The following is a 20091-nucleotide window of genomic DNA, read 5'->3' as shown; positions in this document are numbered from 1 at the left end:
TTAGAATCACTGTCTTTAGAAATACTGTTTTTAGAAAGAGTGGCTTCAGCAGTAGCATTCAGCGTTTTTTGAGTAAGTAAGTTGGATGTCATTTAGATAAATGATTGACCGTCCAAACGGCCGCTTCTACCCGCGTGCGCAGACCGGTTTTATTTAAGATATGCTTAACGTGTACTTTTACCGTCGATTCGGCAATATCCAAATTATTGGCAATCATTTTATTACTTAGCCCTTCTGCAATCATTTGAATCACTTGCAGCTCTCGACTGGTCAGATTACTGGCGATATCTTCGATACTGGGCGTGCGCAAGGTTTGGGCAAGTATCGAAGCCAGATTTGGACTGATGACCAGCTCGCCGCGCAGTATTTTTCTGATATCAATAATAATCAGCTCAGGCTCCATATCTTTTAGCAAATAACCATCGACGCCCAATTTTAGTGCCTCTTGCACGTCCTCACCGCTATCTGAAACCGTAAATAACACAGTTTTGGTATTAATATTTCTGGCTTTGATTTCTCGTAAAGTTTCGATACCGGTCAGTATCGGCATTTTGTGGTCAAGTATCACCAAATCGACGTCGTTATTTTCTAAAAATGCCAACGCCTCTTGACCATTGCTGGCTTCACTAACGACTTTGACATCGTCCTCAAGGCTCAGTAATTCAGAGATGCCGCGGCGTAGCATCGGATGATCATCGACCAATAATAAGCGGGCGGGCGACGTGCTGGTATAAACTTTGGTGCTCATAACATACTCACAAATTAAAAAAATGGTACAAAAATTTCATCATGCAACACGAAACGGATTCAAAAAATTGGCCAAAAACGCAAAATAAAAATAGCGGAAATGATAAAGTTATTATCTAAAGCTATGATTTTATTTAATTATAAATAAGCGTCTTGGTTTTTTTCTTCATCAAAAAAGTTGGGCTCAAATCTGACGGTAATGATGGTGCCGCGAGGTTGGTTATCCGTGACGATAAGCTCACCGCCGATATTATGGGCGCGCTCTCGCATAATCATTAAACCGTGGTGCTGGGTTTGATCGACATTTCCCGACATGCCAACGCCATCATCGATGATGCTCATGACGATATATTTATCCCCGTCCTCGTACTCTAGACGAATCTCTACGTTTTGCGCTTTTGCATGGCGGCTGATATTTGATAGCGCTTCTCGGGCAATTTGAATCAAATCTATCTGCTCGGTGGCGCTTAAATTGAGCGTCATAATACGATTATGGACGGTCATATTAAAATTGCCTTTTGAGGCAAACTCACTGGCAGCATCGTGCAAGGCTTCATCAAAATTGTCGTTATCAATGGTTAAGCGAAACGTCACCAATAAATCTCTTAACTGCTGATATGCCGAACCCAGCCCTATTTTTATCTGCTCAATATTTTGATAAACGGGCGCTTGTACGGGCTCACTGCCCGCATTTTTAAGATGTCTCTCAAGGACGCTGACTTGGATTTTTAAATACGACAACGACTGCGCTAGGGAATCATGCAATTCTCTAGCGATGGTTGAGCGCTCTTCAAATAAAATCAGCTGATGCTCTTGCTGCCTTTGTTTACGCAGCGACAGCGCGGTGCTGATTAAATTGGTCAGCGCCACGATTAACTCGTTGTTTTGTGCATCCAATTCGGCACTAACGAACGGGAAAATGCTGCCCGCCTCGGTCATTTTGATGCGCTGCTCTAGCGCTATATTGCTGTGGTCGCCAGCATTATCGTCATCACCCACAATAAAAGAGCGATTCATGACCAGCGTCGACTTTGGTCGCACGCGCAATTCGCCAAACTCTTCTTGTTGATGAACGATGGGGAAAGATTTGGTGTGTTCGCCATTTTTAGTGATACAGCTCTCACAGCTCAGCTTTTTGCACAGCTCTTTCATTTTTTCGCCGTGCAGCACAATCGCGTTTTTATTGGTGATATATTTATTTTGGATGCACAAAGTAAATTCTAAATGCGGCAGGGCTTTGCTAAAGTCTGCTATTAAGGCATCAAGCCGATATAAGCTCACTTGGCTGGTGGTCAGCGACTTTGAAAAGTCATAAAACAGCGACAACACTTGATTGGCTTTGACCAAATGCTGGGTTTTTATTTGCACCTCACTTTCAAGCGAACGCTGATAAGTTTCAATCGTACTTGCCATGTCATTAAAAGAGTTACCCAGTACTTCAAATTCTCGGTAGCCTTTGATGGATACTCTGGTCTGAGTTTCGCCGCGTTTAAATTGGTTATTGGCTTTAATCAGTTGCTGAATGGGCAGAAGTACCAATTTTTGCAAGCGGCGCATACCGACTAACACAATAATAGCGATGAGTATCAGCGTGAGTATTTGCAGGTTTTGCTGCCACGTCTGGCGCTGCTCATTTCGGTATTGCAGCTCACCTACAAAGCGATTGACATCCTCGATATAACGCGATGAGGCGCTATAAAACCTTTCTTTGTCTTGCGCTAATAACGCCGGCTTTAACGCTTGATACCACTGCTCTTTTATCGTATTGAGCTGCTCATTGATGCGCACATGTCTATTGGCATTGGTAAGCTGATAAGTCTGTAATTCTGCGAGTCGACCTTCCATATCTTCAATGAGAATATTTACTTTTTCAGCGGTATCTTTATTAGCAAAGTCTAATGTATCTTGTTTAATACGTTGGCTATTATTTTCATCGCCTAAGCTGTTTTGACCGATGTGTAGGCTTGGGCTAAACGGATGGTTATCAGAAAAATCCGTCGCTATCTGAAAATTGATCCGGTAGGTTGCCATACGTACCGAGCCTGCGGTATTAATCGCCTCGGCATCGGCCCTTGCGATCCATGCCAGCGCCCCGCTCCCGAGCGTCGACATCACAGATAAGGTAGCAATAATGATGATAGCGCCCCAAGCGTGAAGGAACAAAGACTGCCTGCGTTGATTAGACCTCATGAATAGCATTCACCTAGCAAAATTAGCGAAAAAAAAGGGCAGTATAAATAGCAGCTAAGGTCAAAAACAACCCGCGTTTAAAATACCAAAAGCGCCTATTAATCCATAAAAGACCAAACTTTTGGTAATCACTCTATCCCTAATATACCCCTTTTAGCCATCATTATACCACTATGTATGAATACTCATTCGCCCGATAACAAAGTACCGTGACTTATCATTTTTTATAAATGCTTATTTTTATAAAGACAATAAGTGAGGAATAGTATGGGCAAAAATTACAACTTCAAAGGTGGTACGCTCATTACTGACTGGCGACCTGAAGTAGAAGCATTTTGGCAAGGGGGCGGCAAAAAAGTTGCGACGCGAAATTTATGGATATCCATTCCATCGCTGCTACTGGCGTTTGCCGTGTGGATGGTATGGAGCGCGGTCATCGTGCGCTTGCCAGAGATTGGCTTTGCTTTTGATGGCGGACAGCTGTTTTGGCTCGCCGCGCTACCGGGGCTGTCAGGGGCGACGCTGCGGATTTTTTATTCTTTTATGGTACCTATTTTTGGTGGACGTCGTTGGACCGCAATATCCACCTTATCTTTATTAATTCCAGCGTTGTGGATGGGCTTTGCCGTACAAAACCCTGAGACGCCGTTTATGACATTTGCCATTATTGCCCTGCTTTGCGGTTTTGGCGGTGGTAATTTTGCCTCATCGATGTCCAACATTTCCTTCTTTTATCCAAAAGCCGAACAAGGCACAGCGCTTGGGCTAAACGCTGGTTTGGGAAATTTGGGCGTGTCGGTCATGCAGTTTGTGGTACCGATGATTATATTGGTTGGCGCCTTTGGTAGCTTGGGCGGCGACCCGCAAGTGTCTGACAGTGGCCGACTGTTTTATCTACAAAACGCAGGCTTTATTTGGGTGCCTTTTATCCTGTTATTCTCGGCACTGGCGTGGTTTCGTATGAACGATATCGCCACCGCCAAAGCATCGTTTAAAGACCAAGCGATTATCTTTAAGCGCAAACATAACTGGATTATGTGCATTCTTTATATGGCGACCTTTGGTTCATTTATCGGCTTTTCAGCGGCGTTTCCAATGTTGATTAAAAACTCATTTCCTGCTATTGATGCGCTAAAATTTGCCTTTTTAGGGCCTTTGGTTGGCGCGCTATTTCGCCCTTTAGGTGGCTGGATATCGGATAAAACCAGCGGCGCAAAAGTCACGTTTTGGAACTATATCGTAATGGTACTGGCGGTCTTGGCGGTGATGTACTTCTTACCTAGCGAGACCCATGAAGGCAGCTTCGTTGGCTACTTTATCTCCTTTATGGTGCTATTTATTACCACTGGCATCGGTAACGGCTCGACCTTTACCATGATTCCGGTTATTTTTAGAACCTTTCATGAGCGCCTTGAACCTGAAAAAATCGGACAAGAAGAATTGTTTGTTGAGATACGTAAAGAGTCGGCAGCGGTGGTTGGCTTTACCTCAGCAGTGGCGGCTTACGGGGCGTTCTTTGTGCCAAAAATGTTTGGTTCAGGGCTGGGTATTGATGGCACCTTTATCGCCTTAGTCATCTTTTATATTCTTTGTATTGTGTTGACGTGGTGGTATTACAGCCGCCCTCACGCTGAGATTCCTTGTTAAGATTGGTTTGTTTTAAACCTCTTAAAACAGCTTTTTGTATAAGCAAACTAAACCCATGAAGTGCTACTTGCCGATGTAAGTAGCACTTTTTTTATTTCCAATTTTTACTGCCCATTGTTGGCCTAGCAATCAGCATGACATGCCGTCACTGAGCAACTATTTCACAGCGTTTTTATTTTTAGCAGCTACTACTAAGGTGGTAGTGCCCTGCTCATGTTAGCGGATAGTAAGGGTGCTATGGCTTACTTAAAATGACGCTATTGAAATAATATTTACGGCTTAGGTGCATACCAATATCGAGTCAAGCACGACGATAAACGCATGCTGCACTCAGCTTTAGATACACCATAGGCAATAAAACAGAGGATAGCGAAATGAGCCATTTACTCGACCAATTCCGTTTTTTTAAACGTAAACAGGGCGAATTTTCCGATGGGCATGGCGAGACGCGTGATGAGTCTCGTGACTGGGAAAACGTGTATCGTAGCCGCTGGCAGTATGACAAAATCGTGCGCTCAACGCATGGCGTCAACTGTACCGGTTCTTGCTCGTGGAAGATTTACGTCAAAAACGGCTTGGTGACGTGGGAAACCCAGCAAACCGACTATCCTGAAACCCGCCCCGACTTGCCAAACCACGAACCGCGCGGCTGCCCTCGCGGCGCAAGCTACAGCTGGTATATGTACTCTGCTAACCGTGTCAAATATCCAAAGGTACGTAAGCCGCTACTAAAATTATGGCGCGAAGCCAAAGCCCAGTATCCAGATCCTGTCAGAGCTTGGGAAAGTATCGTAGAAGATCCTATCAAAGCTGAACAATATAAATCTAAGCGCGGTCTTGGTGGCTTTATTCGCTCAACGTGGGCAGAGGTCAATGAAATCATCGCTGCCAGTAACGTTTATACCGCTAAAACCTATGGCCCTGACCGCATCATTGGCTTCTCGCCGATTCCTGCGATGTCGATGGTGAGCTATGCGGCGGGTACGCGTTACCTATCGCTTATCGGCGGTGCCTGCTTGTCTTTTTATGATTGGTACTGTGACTTACCTCCCTCATCGCCGATGGTTTGGGGCGAGCAAACCGACGTACCAGAATCTGCCGATTGGTACAATTCTGACTATATCATTGCTTGGGGCTCAAACGTGCCGCAAACGCGGACGCCAGATGCGCATTTCTTTACCGAAGTCCGTTATAAAGGCACCAAAACCGTCTCTATCATCCCTGACTATGCAGAAATCTCTAAGCTCACCGACTTATGGCTCAATCCGAAACAAGGAACGGATGCGGCAGTTGCGCAGGCGTTTTGTCATGTCATTATTAAAGAGTTTTACCTCAAGCAGCCAAGCGATTACTTCTTAGATTACGCTAAGCGTTATACCGATTTGCCGGTGCTTGTGATGTTAGAAGGCGAAGAAGGCGCGCGCCGTGCTGGTCGTTATCTGCGTGCCTCAGATTTGGTAGACAACCTGGGTGAAGAAAACAACCCTGAATGGAAAACCATCGCGCTTAATAGCGACGGCAATCTGGTCTCGCCGCTTGGCTCAATCGGCTACCGTTGGGGCGAAAAAGGCAAATGGAACCTTGAGCAAAAGAGCGGCTCGACAGGCGAAGATATTGATCTGACGCTAACCTTAAAAGACAGCAATGAGACCTGCGTCGTGGGCTTTGACTACTTCGGTCATGTAAATCATCCGCACTTCACCTCAGTGGCAGGCGAGCCTATCCAGCAAAAAACCGTCCCTTGCAAAACCATTACCCTTGCCGATGGCAGCATCGCTATCGTTGCCACCGTCTTTGATTTAACCGTGGCCAACCTTGGTGTCGATAATGGCGCTGGCGGTGAGCACGTCACCGACGATTATAACGATGCAAGCGTCCCGGGCACGCCTGCTTGGCAAGAAGTGATTACTGGCCTTAGCCGTGAGCGCGTCATTCAAGTGGCTCGTGAGTTTGCTGAAAACGCCCATAAGACCCATGGAAAATCGATGATTATCATCGGCGCGGGTATGAACCATTGGTATCACCTCGATATGAACTATCGCGGCGTCATTAACATGCTCATGCTGTGCGGCTGTATCGGTAAATCTGGCGGCGGCTGGGCGCATTATGTTGGTCAAGAAAAACTGCGCCCACAAACTGGCTGGTTGCCACTAGCGTTTGCGCTTGATTGGCATCGTCCGCCGCGTCAAATGGCGGGTACCAGCTTCTTTTATGCGCACAGCTCACAATGGCGTCATGAAACCATTTCTGCCCATGAGATTCTCTCACCAAACGCCAATAGAAAGTTCTTCCCAGAGCACATGCTCGATTACAACATTCAAGCTGAGCGCGCGGGTTGGTTGCCATCAGCGCCGCAGCTCAACCGTAACCCATTGACCATTGCTGCCGCCGCAAAAGCCAGCGGTAAAGACGTAGAAGAGTATGTGGTCGACTCATTAGAAGACGGCAGCCTGCGTTTTGCTTGTGAATCACCGGATAACCCTGTGAACTTCCCGCGCAATATGTTTATTTGGCGCTCCAATCTGTTGGGTTCATCAGGTAAGGGTCATGAGTACATGCTCCATTACTTCTTGGGCACCAGAAACGGTCTGCTTAACGAAGAAAATCCCACAGGTCATTTGCAGCCAAAAGAAGTCGATTGGGTAGAAAAGGGCCCAACGGGCAAGCTGGACTTGGTCGTTGCTTTAGACTTCCGGATGTCCTCAACCTGCTTGTACTCTGACATCGTGCTGCCGACCGCGACGTGGTATGAAAAAGATGACATGAATACCTCCGACATGCATCCGTTTATCCATCCACTGACCGCCGCGACAGATCCTGCTTGGGAATCTAAATCGGATTGGGAGATTTATAAAGGCATTGCCAAAACTTTCTCTGAGCTATCAAAAGGTCATTTGGGCGTTGAAACCGATGTGGTGACTCTGCCTATGCAGCACGATAGCCCGGGCGAGCTTGCGCAGCCATTTGGCGGTACCGATTGGAAAACGGCGGGCGAAAAACCAGTTCCCGGTAAAAACTGCCCAATGATTAAAATCGTTGAGCGCGACTATCCTAATACCTATAAGAAGTTTACTTCTATGGGCCCCGCTTTAGAAAAACTGGGCAATGGCTCAAAAGGCCTGAATTGGGACATGAAAACCGAGGTCAAACAACTGGGGGATTTAAACCACCGCGTCACTGAGCCGGGTATCTCTGAAGGTCGTCCTCGTCTTAATACCGCGGTGAATGCGTCTGAGATGATTTTGATGTTGGCTCCTGAAACCAATGGACATGTCGCCGTTAAAGGCTGGGCGGCACTGTCTGAATTTACCGGCCGCGACCATACGCATTTGGCCAAATCTAGTGAGCATGAAAAAATTCGTTTTAAAGACATCGTCGCCCAGCCGCGTAAAATCATCTCAAGCCCGACGTGGTCAGGTATTGAGTCCGATGAAGTGAGCTATAACGCCGGTTATACCAACGTCCATGAGCTCATTCCTTGGCGTACGATTACCGGACGCCAGCAGTTTTATCAAGATCACCCTTGGATGCAGGCGTTTGGCGAACAAATGCAGCAGTATCGTCCGCCTATCGATACCAAAACGACGGAGATTATCCAAAATACCAAGCCTAATGGTAATAAAGAGATTGTGCTGAACTTTTTAACACCGCACCAAAAATGGGGTATCCACAGTACGTACTCGGAAAACTTGCTCATGCTGACGCTGAGCCGCGGTGGTCCTTGTGTGTGGTTATCAGAAGTCGATGCCGCAAAAGCCGGTATTGTCGATAACGACTGGATTGAAGTCTTTAACGCCAACGGTGCCATTACCGCCCGTGCCATCGTTAGTCAGCGCGTCAAAGAAGGCATGACGATGATGTACCACGCCCAAGAAAAATTGGTCAACGTACCAGGCTCGCAGCAAACCGGTATCCGCGGCGGTATTCACAACTCAGTGACCCGTACTATCTTAAAACCGACGCACATGATTGGCAGCTATGCGCAGCAGTCTTATGGTTTTAACTACTATGGCACTGTTGGTTGTAACCGTGATGAGTTTGTGGTGATTCGCAAAATGTCGAAAATCGATTGGTTGGAAGAAAAACCAGATGACTCGTTACCACGCCCATTGCCAACCACCATTGATGGTTAATAGCACTCTTATACATTGCTACTGATAAGTACTTATATTAATGCTTTTTATACAAAAGCTTGGAGCACACCCCATGAAAATTCGTTCACAAGTCGGCATGGTGCTTAACCTCGATAAATGTATCGGTTGTCACACTTGCTCGGTCACCTGTAAAAATGTTTGGACCAGTCGTGAAGGTATGGAATACGCGTGGTTTAACAACGTTGAATCAAAGCCTGGTATCGGTTATCCCAAAGAATGGGAAAATCAAAATAAATGGAATGGCGGCTGGATACGTAACGCCAACGGCACGATAAACCCGCGTATCGGCGGTAAGTTCCGCGTCTTGGCAAACATTTTTGCCAACCCTGATATGCCAGAGATTGATGATTATTACGAACCTTTTGATTTTGATTATCAGCATCTGCATACCGCCCCGCTCGGTAACTACTCGCCCATCGCTCGCCCGCGCTCAGCCATTACTGGTAAGCGGATGCAAAAAATTGAGTGGGGTCCGAACTGGGAAGAAATCCTCGGCTCAGAGTTTGAAAAGCGCCGTAAAGATAAAAACTTTGATAATGTCCAAGCCGATATTTACGGTCAGTACGAAAACACCTTTATGATGTACTTGCCGCGTCTGTGCGAGCATTGCTTAAACCCAACGTGTGTGGCGTCATGCCCGAGCGGGGCGATTTATAAACGTGAAGAAGACGGTATTGTCTTAATCGACCAAGAAAAATGCCGCGGCTGGCGTATGTGTATCTCAGGCTGCCCGTACAAGAAGATTTACTACAACTGGAAATCGGGCAAATCTGAAAAATGTATCTTTTGTTATCCGCGTATTGAGGCTGGTCTGCCAACGGTTTGTTCCGAAACCTGCGTTGGCCGTATCCGCTACTTAGGCGTCCTACTTTATGATGCCGACAAAATCGCCGAAGCCGCTAGCACGCCGAATGAGCAAGACCTTTATCAAGCACAGTTGGACGTGTTTTTAGATCCCAATGATCCTGCGGTCATCGCCCAAGCATTAAAAGATGGTGTACCGCAATCGGTGATTGATTCAGCACAAAAATCCCCAGTTTATAAGCTGGCGATGGACTGGAAACTGGCGCTACCGCTTCACCCTGAGTACCGTACGCTACCGATGGTTTGGTATGTACCACCATTATCACCGATTCAAAACGCTGCTGAAGCCGGTAAAGTTGGTATGGATGGCCTGATTCCGGATGTCGACAGCTTACGTATTCCGCTGCGCTATCTCGCCAATATGCTAACCGCGGGCGATGAAGAGCCCGTTCGTTTGGCACTAAAACGCCTACTTGCCATGCGTAGTTATAAGCGTATGCAATTGGTCGAAAAACAAGAAGTGCAAAGCATCTTGGACGATGTTGGTCTGACCAAACTGCAAGTAGAAGAGATGTATCGCTACTTGGCTATTGCAAATTACGAAGACCGTTTTGTGATTCCAACCGCGCACCGCGAAGAAGCCTTAAGTGACGCCTTTGCTGAGCGTAATGGTTGCGGCTTTACCTTTGGCGAAGGCTGTTCAGGACATTCTGACAACAGTATGTTTGGACAACGTAAAGCTAATCGCCGTGATTTCATCGATACCGTGCAAAAGTGGGAGTCATAAGATGCAAACTACTCAAATTCATAATGACAGCTCAGTGCATGAGCCTATTATGCCGCCCGTCATCGGAACATCAGACCTAAAACTTCTTAAAGTGTTAAGTTTACTGATAGATTATCCGACCAATGAGCTGTTTAGTGGCGACACCCTCGCTGATTGTACCGAGATTGTCGCGCGCTCGACGCTGATTAGTCCAGAAGTACGCGAGCAAATCATCGCCTTAATCGAAGATTTAATTGACATCGGCTGTCTTGAGGCGCAAGCGCGTTATGACGGTCTGTTTGAGCGCGGTCGCTCGCTATCGCTGTGGTTGTTCGAGCACGTACACGGCGAATCGCGTGACCGCGGTCAAGCGATGGTTGACTTGATGAACCAGTATTTCGAGGCAGGTTTTGAGATTAGCGTGAAAGAGTTGCCCGATTATCTGCCTTTATACCTTGAGTTTTTAGCGTATCAAGCGTCAGTGATTAATGATGATATTCAAATCCGCATGGATATTGCCGATGTCAGCCATATTATCGCCCTGCTTGCTGCCAGATTAGAGGATCGCGGCAGTCTTTATCAAGGCTGCTTTCATGCGCTATTACAAATTGCGGGTAAGCCGCTTGCTATCGTTGATGAATATCAAGAGCAAATTAGCAGAGAGCAGCGCGACGATACTTTTGAGGCGCTAGATAAAGAGTGGGAAGAGGAAGTGGTGACGTTCTTGGATGCACAGCAAGAAGATCGCTGCCCGTCACAAACGAGCACCCAAAACCTTGCAGCCAAAGCGGGCGTTCGAACGACTCCTGCTACAAATATGGCCGACGCCCCTGTACATTGGGTCGATTTTAAAACCAGCCAACCGGTTAAACAATAATAAGGAGAGATGACATGAATATTGCAGATCCAAGTGTATCGTCCGTCGCCAACCTCAATTGGCTACAAATCTTCCTTTTTGGCGTTTATCCGTATATTGCGTTGACCATCGCAATCATAGGTACTTGGGTACGTTTTGACCTGTCTCAATACTCATGGAAATCGGGCTCAACGCAGATGCTCAGAAGCAAAAACATGCGCCTTGCCAGCAACTTATTTCACGTTGGTATTATCGTGGTTTTGCTCGGGCATTTATTTGGGATGTTGACGCCGCATTTTCTTTACGACCGCTTTATTAGTGCTGGAAATAAGCAGATTTTAGCGGTGGTCGTTGGCGGTATTGCCGGGGTGTTTTGTTGGTTTGGTCTGGCCATGCTGCTATGGCGCCGCTTTACCGATGAGCGTATCTCCCACACCTCGTCGTTTTCGGACAAACTGGTACTGGTATTGTTATTTATTCAGCTTAACTTAGGTCTCATTTCTATCTTTACCTCCGTCAAGCATTTAGATGGCTATACCATGTTAAATTTGGCCGGCTGGGCACAAGACATCACCATTTTAAGACCTTGGCAAGCAGCGGCGCGTATCGAGCAAACCGACTTGATTTATCAGCTACATATGGCGCTCGGCATTACCCTGATTGCGATATTCCCGTTTACGCGGCTTATCCACATTATCAGCGCGCCAATATGGTATTTCGGGCGCCGTTATCAGATCGTTAGAGAGAAACGCGCGCAATAGAAGCGTTGGCGATAGGAACGTTGGCGATAGGAACGTTGATAATAGAAACGTTGGTAATAGCAACGTTTCTAAGAGAAATAGCCACAGTAGTGATACAGCATTAAAGTTTAGATAAAGCTACGCTACCATAAGATTCATTTTTAATGAATCTTATGGTAAAATATTAATTATTAGACCGCTAAAAGCTCAATCCCAGCGTTTTTTAACCCGTCTAATAAAAGTTATGACACTCATCTATTGAGCTAAAACCCCTAAACTTATCACTGTGAAACATCACTAAAGGATCCACCATGGCGTCACCAAAAACACTAGAAATCGTAAAAGCAACCGTTCCTGTACTTGAGGAACATGGCACAGCGATTACGACCGTCTTTTATAAAAACATGTTCAAAGAACACCCTGAGCTTTTAGACATTTTTAACGAAACCAACCAAAAACTGGGTCGCCAGCAAACTGCCCTAGCCATGACGGTTTTGGCCGCGGCAAAGCACCTTGAGCATTTAGAAGTGTTGCTACCACAAGTTACCCAAATCAGCCATAAACACCGCGCCCTGCAAATTTTGCCCGAGCACTACCCAATTGTTGGTCATCATTTATTGGGCGCTATCAAAGAAGTATTGGGAGATGCGGCAAACGATGACATCATCGAAGCGTGGACTGAAGCCTATGATGAAATTGCTAACGTTTTTATTCAGCTAGAAAAAACCATGTATGAGCAAGAAATGTGGGAAGGTTTTGCACCGTTTAGAATCACTGAGAAAGTAGAAGCCGCGACTGACATTGCCGCCTTTACCGTCGTTCCGGTAAATGACGATATCGATTTAAGCAAACTAAACCTGACCGCTGGTCAATACATCACGGTCAAAACCGACCCAGAAGACAGCGACCACATTGCCCTGCGTCATTATTCTTTATACTCAGCAACGAGCGATAAAGGCATTCAGTTTGCCGTTAGACGCGACAACCGTAATGAGCACCATGGCTTAGTGTCCAACTATTTACATGACCATGTAGGTGTTGGCGATACGATTTTATTATCCGCCCCAGCTGGTGATTTTGAGCTTAACCAAGACTTAATTCAGCAAAATAATATTCCATTGGTACTTGTCAGCGCAGGCGTTGGCGTCACACCGATTTTATCGATGTTAGAGGCGCAAGTTTCTGCCAATCCAAAGCGTCCTATCGTTTGGGTTTACGCTTGTCAAAATAAAGAACATCACGCTTTTGATAGCAAGGTTAATGAGTTGCTTGCCGCTGCTGAAAACGTAGAAAAGCATATCTTCTACTTTGAGTCTGGGCAAATCCTAGATGAAGCGTGGCTTGCTAATTTACCAAAGCCTGCTGATATTTATGTCTGTGGTTCTATGATGTTTATGGAAAGCATCATAGACGGCTTAATGGCCTTAGACCATGGCGTTGATAGCGTTCATTATGAGCCGTTTGGCCCTAAAATGAGCCTAGAGCTGGCTTAAATGATCCATTTAATAAAGTATTGAAAGTGCTAAAAATACGCTCGATACTTTGTTAAAGAAATATAAAGTCAGTGAGCAATTGCCATAGAGTCACCTTTAAACGCTTCATTAGTGAGTAAATATTTAAAGGTGGCTCTATTTTTTTGTTTAGACTTTTACAAATAGTCTTAAGTCTTATGGTTTTTATAAAGCTTGTTTTAAAGCGAATTTTTATTAGCCATATTTTTCACAGTAACGTGATATCGTATTTTAAAATTTCTATTACCAAAACCCTTAGTGGAGTAATGCCATGACTGTCAGTACTTATAATCCAGCCGACCATGCGGACCATCAACACGCTCATGTGCACAGTGAAAATCATGATAGCCATGGCAGCCACGAGCACGAGCATCATAGTCATAGCCATGCTCCGACGGGTCGTGGTGATGATATCTTGCGGGTTATGCCAACCTTAAATGACTTACAAAAACCACATTCTGACCAAGAGTTTATCGAAAAAGCCATGGCAGAAGAGCGCAGCAACCATAAAAATCTGATTGCCTCTAGCCGTGATGAGTTGCCATCGGTGACCGTCAATGGCGTGATGATAGATAGAACCGCGATTGCCCAAGAGCTGCAATACCACCCTGCCCCAAATAAAGAAGACGCGGTATTTTTAGCGACGCAAGCCTTGGTGGTGCGTGAATTGCTTCGCTTTGCCGTTTTAGATGAGCCAAGCCTTGGCGAGACAGCATGGCTTGACGATGAAGAAAAAGCCATCTCTAACTTAATAGAAAAAAACGTGCAAGCAACGATACCAGATATGGCAACCTGCGAGCGTTATTATAAGCAGAATATCACTGACTTTAAAACCGACCCCATTATGAGCGTACGTCATATTTTGTTGGCATGTCCGCCCGAAGATGGCGATGAGCGATTAAAGCTTAAAAAAACCGCTTACGCACTTATCGACCAAATCAAAAATAACGTCAATCCTGATGCCGAGTTTATCCAACTGGCGCGCCAGCATTCCGCTTGCCCATCAAAAGAGCAAGGCGGCGAACTTGGTATTATTAATAAAGGCCAAACGGTGCCAGAGCTTGAAGGCACGTTATTTAAGCTAGATGCAGGCCTAGCATCAAGCCCTATCGAGAGCCGTTACGGTTTTCACATTGTTGACGTGCTAACTAAAGAGCCTGGTATTCAGATGACTTATGAACAAGTCAGCCCTGCGATTCATAATAAGCTCAGCCAACAAGCGTTTCACCAATCGTTGTGCGATTACTTGTTTACTTTAGCAAATGATGCTGATATCGAAGGCATCGAGATGTCGCTTGAACAAGAAAATATTTTCCGCGGCTAAGCCATTTGCTGTCAGTTATTTAGTATCAATCAGCTAATTTTTATACCATAAAGCAGTTGTTATGATATAAAGTGAGTCTTATGGTATAACGTATCTTCTTATGTTATACCATTGTGATGGCTGTATAAGTTTAATATAAATAAAATAAGTAGGGAATTATGATTACTGTCGAAGGGCTTACCGCAAAAATAACGCAGCGTATAGAAAATTATAATAATGACGACTATCCGCTCGGTAAAAGGACAATCGTGAGCTATGATTTATTAGACAGTCGCAATCATATTTTGGCAACAGATATCATCTCACCGTTTGCCGTTCCTAGACAAAATCTATCGGCGATGGATGGTTATGCGTTGGCACAAGGCAGCACGCTTGGCGCCGACAGTACGATTGACATCGTCGGTGAGTCGCAAGCTGGCAGTCCTTATAACGGCGTAATTGCCGCAGGACAAGGGGTGCGTATTTTTACTGGCGCCGTCGTTCCTGACAGCTGCGATACGGTCGTTATGCAAGAAAATACCAATTTTGCTACCATAAAAGACAGCATAGATAAATCAAAGCTTTATACCATTACCCTTAGCAAAACTGCTAACCCTCGCGACAATATCCGTAAGCAAGGCGAAGAAATCGAGGCTGATGAGGCGGTATTACAAAAAGGTAAACGCTTAAATCCTAGTGATATTAGTCTTTTAGCAAATTTAGGCTTTGATAAAGTCGATGTTTACCAGCCTTTAACCGTTGGTATACTTGCAACAGGCGATGAGCTTATTGCCATAGGTAATGAGCTGACCAGCCTCGCGCAAATCTATAACTCCAACACCCCGACGCTAAAAACCTTGCTTTCAAGCTTGCCCGTCACTATTCGCGATTATGGCATCATTGCTGATGATTTAGATAAAACCACCGCTGCCGTAACCCAAGCGATGCAAGAGTGTGACGTGCTTATCTCTACCGCTGGCGTGTCGGTTGGTGATTATGATTTTTTAACCACGGTCATTGAGCAGCTTGGGCAGATTAATCATTATAAAGTCGCCATGAAACCTGGCAAACCGTTTGTCTTTGGTGAGCTGACGCAAAACCTTGCCAAGCCCGTATTGTATTTTGGTTTGCCCGGTAATCCGCTATCGACCGTCGTTGGCAGCCTACAATTTGTCATTCCAGCGTTATGGCAGATGGCAGGCACTGCGCCTCAAGAGCAACCTATGCAGCTTAGCTTGACCGCAACGCTTAAAAACGATATCAAAAAAGCAGCGGGACGTAAGGATTTTCAAAGAGGCATTTTATCGCAAACGGAGTCTGGCGAATTTTACGTTGAAAGCTTTAGCAAACAACAATCCCACCGTATCAAGCAGCTGAGCCACGCCAATTGCTTTATCGTATTGGCGCAGGATTCTGGCAATGTAGCCGCTGGCGAGCAAGTGCAAGTTCAGCCTTTTCCTTGGTTATACAGTTAAGCACTCAATTATTAATCCTTGCATAGCGAATTAATGGTTACATAGTTAATAACTCTTTATGCGGTTAATCATGAGAAACTGATGAACTACTATCAAGTGTTACTACTACTTTGGTGGTAGTTTTTGGGTCACTTATGGTGAATGGTTATTTGCCCATAAGCTGTCATAATCATACCTAAATGAAACTTCCCACTCATAACCTGAGGCAACGCCTAAAAGTACACACTATACTTAATATTAATGGTAATCATCTATGAACCATCTTGCCCCCACCGTAGGCAATGCGCAACTGTATTCGCCTACCGCTGCACCCGCTATTTTTGATGGTGACTCATCATCGAAAACGGCTATCACGTCGTATTCCCCGACTACGCCCTCTCAACCATTGACTGATGGTTTCGCACGACGTCTTACCTATTTGCGTCTATCGATTACTGATTTTTGCAATTTTCGCTGTGAGTATTGCCTGCCAAATGGCTATCAAGGTAAACCGCCTAAGGGTGAGCTTAGCGTCACTGAAATTGCGACCTTAATACGTGGTTTTGCTCAAGTCGGTACCAAAAAGGTAAGAATTACGGGCGGTGAACCCTCTATACGCCGTGATCTGGTCGATATTATTAAAACCGTTAAAAATACCGAAGGTATTGAAACGGTTGCTATGACCAGTAATGGTTATAAACTTGGCAAACATTTAGCAGCTTGGCAAGCGGCTGGCCTGAATCAAATTAATATTAGTATGGATAGCTTTGACGCCGCGACTTTTCATAAGATGACGGGCTTTGATATGTTGCCGCAGCTCTTGGCTGATATGGATACTTTGCTTGCGACCACAGATATTAAGCTAAAAATAAACAGTATTTTGATGGCAGAAACCGCCTTTGAAAATCTGATGAATGCGATCAACTATGTCAAAGACAGAGCCGTTACCTATCGCTTTATCGAATTTATGCAGACCAGTGACAACAGCGATTTGTTTTTTGCCCAGCACGCACAGTCCGATATCATTACCAATTATTTAATCAAGCACGGCTGGCAAACCCACGAGCGTGGCAGCACCGATGGTCCAGCGATAGAATATAGCCACCCTGATTATAAAGGTCGTATCGGCATGATTGCCCCTTATGCTGCCCATTTTTGTGACAGCTGCAATCGCTTGCGCGTCAGCAGTCAAGGCAAGGTGCATCTGTGTCTATTCGACCAAGGTAACTACGATATTCGTCATTATCTCGAGCAAGATGATGTGGCAGGGCTTGTGAATACGCTGCACAGCTTTATGCCGATTAAACCTGAGCATCATCACCTTCACGAATCAAACAGCGGCATGATGCATAATTTGTCGATGATTGGCGGTTAATTTATTAATAATAAAAACTTTTATTTTTACCACAAGCGTATTTATTAAGGAACATCCATGAGTAAGCTGCAAGCCCCTTTTACCCCGCTTAATATCGCTATTTTAACGGTTTCTGACAGTCGCACCCTTGCAGAAGACACCTCAGGGCAGTATTTGGTCGACCAATTGTCCGCAGCAGGTCATCAATTGGCTGATCGTCAGCTGATTATTGATGACATTTATAAAATCAGAGCCGTGATTAGTGGCTGGATTGCTGACCCTGAGGTGCACGCTATTATTACTACCGGCGGTACTGGCTTTTATATCCGCGACAGCATGCCAGAAGCGGTTGGCGTATTATTTGATAAATCGGTCGATGGCTTTGGCGAGATGTTCCGCTTAATCTCAAAAGACGATATCGGCATGTCGACCATCCAATCGCGCGCCTTTGCTGGTATGGCAAATGGCACGGGGATTTTTTGCCTGCCCGGTTCATCGGGAGCGTGCCGCACCGCTTGGGAAGGTATCTTACAAGAGCAGCTTGATAGCCGCACGCGTCCTTGTAATTTTGTGCCGCACTTTATGCGTACCAACCCAGGTCACGATTAATTCATGCATGCAGTTGCAGATGGCTTAGTCCAATCAGTCGAAGTGGATAAGTTCAAGCGCTTAGCAGGAATCGTTATTTTGGCAGGCGGCGCCTCCAAACGTATGGGGTCGCCAAAAGCTGAGCTTACCCTGCCAACAGGAGAACGTCTGCTTGATTATCACGTCAGGCAAGCAATTGAATTAAATGCCGCGATGATGAGCAATCTACCTATTATGATTGCCGATAATGGACGTGGTTTTAGTATTAATCCAAATTTGCTTAAACAATCACAATCGCCGATTTTTCATATTGCTGACTACTTATCTGCTAACGGTCTTTGTAGCAAAAAGCTATCTGACACAAAGCTATCTGGCCAAAGTCTTTCTAACAAAGATGACAACCCGTTTGAAACAGGCGGCGCGTTGGTAGCGATTGAAGCAGCACTGCAAGCATTGACGCCACAAGAAAACACTAATAATCTCACCAAAATAACAGATACTAAATCGTCTTGGCTGCTGGTTATTAGCTGCGATAGCTTAATCCCTATCACGGGTTTATGGCAAAAACTGCGGCCTTATATTACGCAAGACACAGATAAGTCAGTCATTTGCCTTACTGATGACAGTCATTTATACCCTTTGTTAGGTGTTTATCGTTTAAGTATTGAGACTGAGTTAAAGCATTATATCGACAATGGTCAGCGGCAGGTGATGAAATTTATTAAGCCAATTGTGCAACCGGTCCCTTTTGCCAAAGTATGGCAAGAGTTAACCAATTTTAATACACCTAAAGATTTTGCCCGTGCTTGTTTAGCTTTAAACAACTCATGAACTAAACGACTTAAAAAAACGTTTATTGAAAAGAGCCGACCGTTTAAGAGAAATTCGTTTTCTAAGAGAAATAAAGAATGAATAGTGACAATCCAAAAACCAACAATCAACCAAGCAATCAATCGGGCCTCTCGCATTTAGACAGCGACGGTGATATTACCATGGTCGATGTGAGTGACAAGACGCCCACTACCAGAGAAGCCCACGCGAGTGGACAAGTAATTTTTCCAGCGCCCATTTATGAGCAAATCAAAGCTGCTGATGGTATGACCAAAAAAGGCAGCATTACTCAAACTGCTCATATCGCTGGCATCATGGCGGCTAAACGCACCCATGACCTCATTCCGCTTTGCCACCCCTTGCCTTTAGATAAGATTGGTTTGAGCTTTGCATATGACGATGCGCACCAGAGCATTACCGTGACCGCTACCGTCAAAGTCACCCATAAAACTGGGGTAGAGATGGAAGCACTGACCGCGGTTAGCGTTGCCTGCTTGACCATTTATGATATGACCAAAGCCATCTCGCATGATATTGTGATTGACAATATTCATCTGATGAAGAAAACGGGCGGTAAATCCGACTATCAGCATGCGTAAAAGTGCTTTAAAAATCATAAACTTTTGAAAAACATACAGTTAAACAGTGAATAAGCAGTTTAAAAAATAAGGAAGATTGCCATGAGCACCTTAGTAAAAAGCAATACAGAGACAAATGCGACGATGGATATCAACGTTTTATACTTTGCCAGCTTAGCTGATGAAGCCAATTGTCATAAAGAAAAAGTTACGGTGCCACAGTCGACCTCATTAACTGAGCTATATGAGCAGCTGCGCCAAAAGCATCGCTTTAGTCGTCCGCAGTCAGAACTACGCGTGGCGGTAAATGACTATTTTGTGAAATGGACAGATGAGATTTATGACGGCGATAGTGTGGTGTTTATCACCCCAGTCGCTGGTGGTTAATTCAAATGGTTAGTTAAAAACCGTTTATTTATTTATCTACTTTTTATGAGGGGCGTTACTTTGCGTGCCGCTTAACAGCTAAACACCTTGTTAAACACTAGAGTGAACTCACTATAAAATAAACATAGTGCTACTGGTATAAATTTTCCGTAGCCTCTGTCTGCGTAGGCACAGCAAGCAA

15 protein-coding genes are annotated in these 20091 nt (G+C 45.1%); 13 read left to right on the top strand and 2 right to left on the bottom strand.

What is annotated here, in order from left to right:
* Positions 1–88 precede the first annotated feature (88 nt).
* Complete coding sequence (gene narL / locus B4240_RS03655) at positions 89–748, bottom strand: two-component system response regulator NarL (RefSeq protein WP_296236883.1); 660 nt, start codon at positions 746–748, stop codon at positions 89–91.
* Positions 749–885: 137 nt separating this feature from the next.
* Positions 886–2937 carry a histidine kinase gene (locus B4240_RS03650; RefSeq protein WP_296236882.1) on the bottom strand — a complete coding sequence of 684 codons (2052 nt, stop codon included), beginning with the start codon at positions 2935–2937 and terminating at the stop codon, positions 886–888.
* 267 nt (positions 2938–3204) lie between these two features.
* Here B4240_RS03650 and B4240_RS03645 point away from each other — a divergent pair, with 267 nt between their 5' ends.
* From B4240_RS03645 to B4240_RS03585, 13 genes are all read left to right on the top strand, one after another.
* The gene (locus tag B4240_RS03645; RefSeq protein ID WP_296236881.1) at positions 3205–4584 is read left to right on the top strand and encodes a NarK family nitrate/nitrite MFS transporter; all 1380 of its coding nucleotides are present in this window, start codon (positions 3205–3207) and stop codon (positions 4582–4584) included.
* Positions 4585–4958: 374 nt separating this feature from the next.
* A complete protein-coding gene (locus B4240_RS03640; RefSeq protein ID WP_296236880.1) occupies positions 4959–8717 on the top strand; it encodes a nitrate reductase subunit alpha in 3759 nt (1252 codons plus the stop codon).
* A gap of 73 nt (positions 8718–8790) precedes the next feature.
* The gene (narH, locus tag B4240_RS03635) at positions 8791–10329 is read left to right on the top strand and encodes a nitrate reductase subunit beta (protein ID WP_296236879.1); all 1539 of its coding nucleotides are present in this window, start codon (positions 8791–8793) and stop codon (positions 10327–10329) included.
* 49 nt (positions 10330–10378) lie between these two features.
* Positions 10379–11185 carry a nitrate reductase molybdenum cofactor assembly chaperone gene (narJ, locus tag B4240_RS03630; RefSeq protein ID WP_414707089.1) on the top strand — a complete coding sequence of 269 codons (807 nt, stop codon included), beginning with the start codon at positions 10379–10381 and terminating at the stop codon, positions 11183–11185.
* Positions 11186–11199: 14 nt separating this feature from the next.
* A complete protein-coding gene (gene narI, locus B4240_RS03625; RefSeq protein WP_296236877.1) occupies positions 11200–11925 on the top strand; it encodes a respiratory nitrate reductase subunit gamma in 726 nt (241 codons plus the stop codon).
* A gap of 290 nt (positions 11926–12215) precedes the next feature.
* A complete protein-coding gene (locus tag B4240_RS03620; RefSeq protein ID WP_296236876.1) occupies positions 12216–13397 on the top strand; it encodes a globin domain-containing protein in 1182 nt (393 codons plus the stop codon).
* A 442-nt stretch (positions 13398–13839) separates the two neighbouring features.
* Complete coding sequence (locus tag B4240_RS03615; RefSeq protein WP_414707088.1) at positions 13840–14739, top strand: peptidylprolyl isomerase; 900 nt, start codon at positions 13840–13842, stop codon at positions 14737–14739.
* A 158-nt stretch (positions 14740–14897) separates the two neighbouring features.
* The gene (gene glp, locus B4240_RS03610) at positions 14898–16193 is read left to right on the top strand and encodes a gephyrin-like molybdotransferase Glp (protein ID WP_296236874.1); all 1296 of its coding nucleotides are present in this window, start codon (positions 14898–14900) and stop codon (positions 16191–16193) included.
* A 253-nt stretch (positions 16194–16446) separates the two neighbouring features.
* Positions 16447–17547, top strand: coding sequence for a GTP 3',8-cyclase MoaA (moaA, locus tag B4240_RS03605; protein WP_296236873.1), 1101 nt, complete (start codon positions 16447–16449; stop codon positions 17545–17547).
* A 57-nt stretch (positions 17548–17604) separates the two neighbouring features.
* Entirely contained in the window at positions 17605–18135 is a 531-nt protein-coding gene (moaB, locus tag B4240_RS03600) for a molybdenum cofactor biosynthesis protein B (protein ID WP_296236872.1), read from the top strand.
* 3 nt (positions 18136–18138) lie between these two features.
* Positions 18139–18945, top strand: coding sequence for a molybdenum cofactor guanylyltransferase (gene mobA, locus B4240_RS03595; protein ID WP_296236871.1), 807 nt, complete (start codon positions 18139–18141; stop codon positions 18943–18945).
* Positions 18946–19022: 77 nt separating this feature from the next.
* A complete protein-coding gene (gene moaC, locus B4240_RS03590; RefSeq protein ID WP_296236870.1) occupies positions 19023–19544 on the top strand; it encodes a cyclic pyranopterin monophosphate synthase MoaC in 522 nt (173 codons plus the stop codon).
* 81 nt (positions 19545–19625) lie between these two features.
* On the top strand, positions 19626–19910 hold the full coding sequence (locus tag B4240_RS03585) for a MoaD/ThiS family protein (protein ID WP_296236869.1): 285 nt from the start codon (positions 19626–19628) through the stop codon (positions 19908–19910).
* Positions 19911–20091: the final 181 nt, after the last annotated feature.

The sequence above is a fragment of the Psychrobacter sp. UBA5136 genome, from assembly GCF_002414005.1.
Taxonomy (GTDB): domain Bacteria; phylum Pseudomonadota; class Gammaproteobacteria; order Pseudomonadales; family Moraxellaceae; genus Psychrobacter.
Note: the sequence above shows the minus strand (reverse complement) of the source record. Positions and strands in the feature narration are given on the sequence as shown.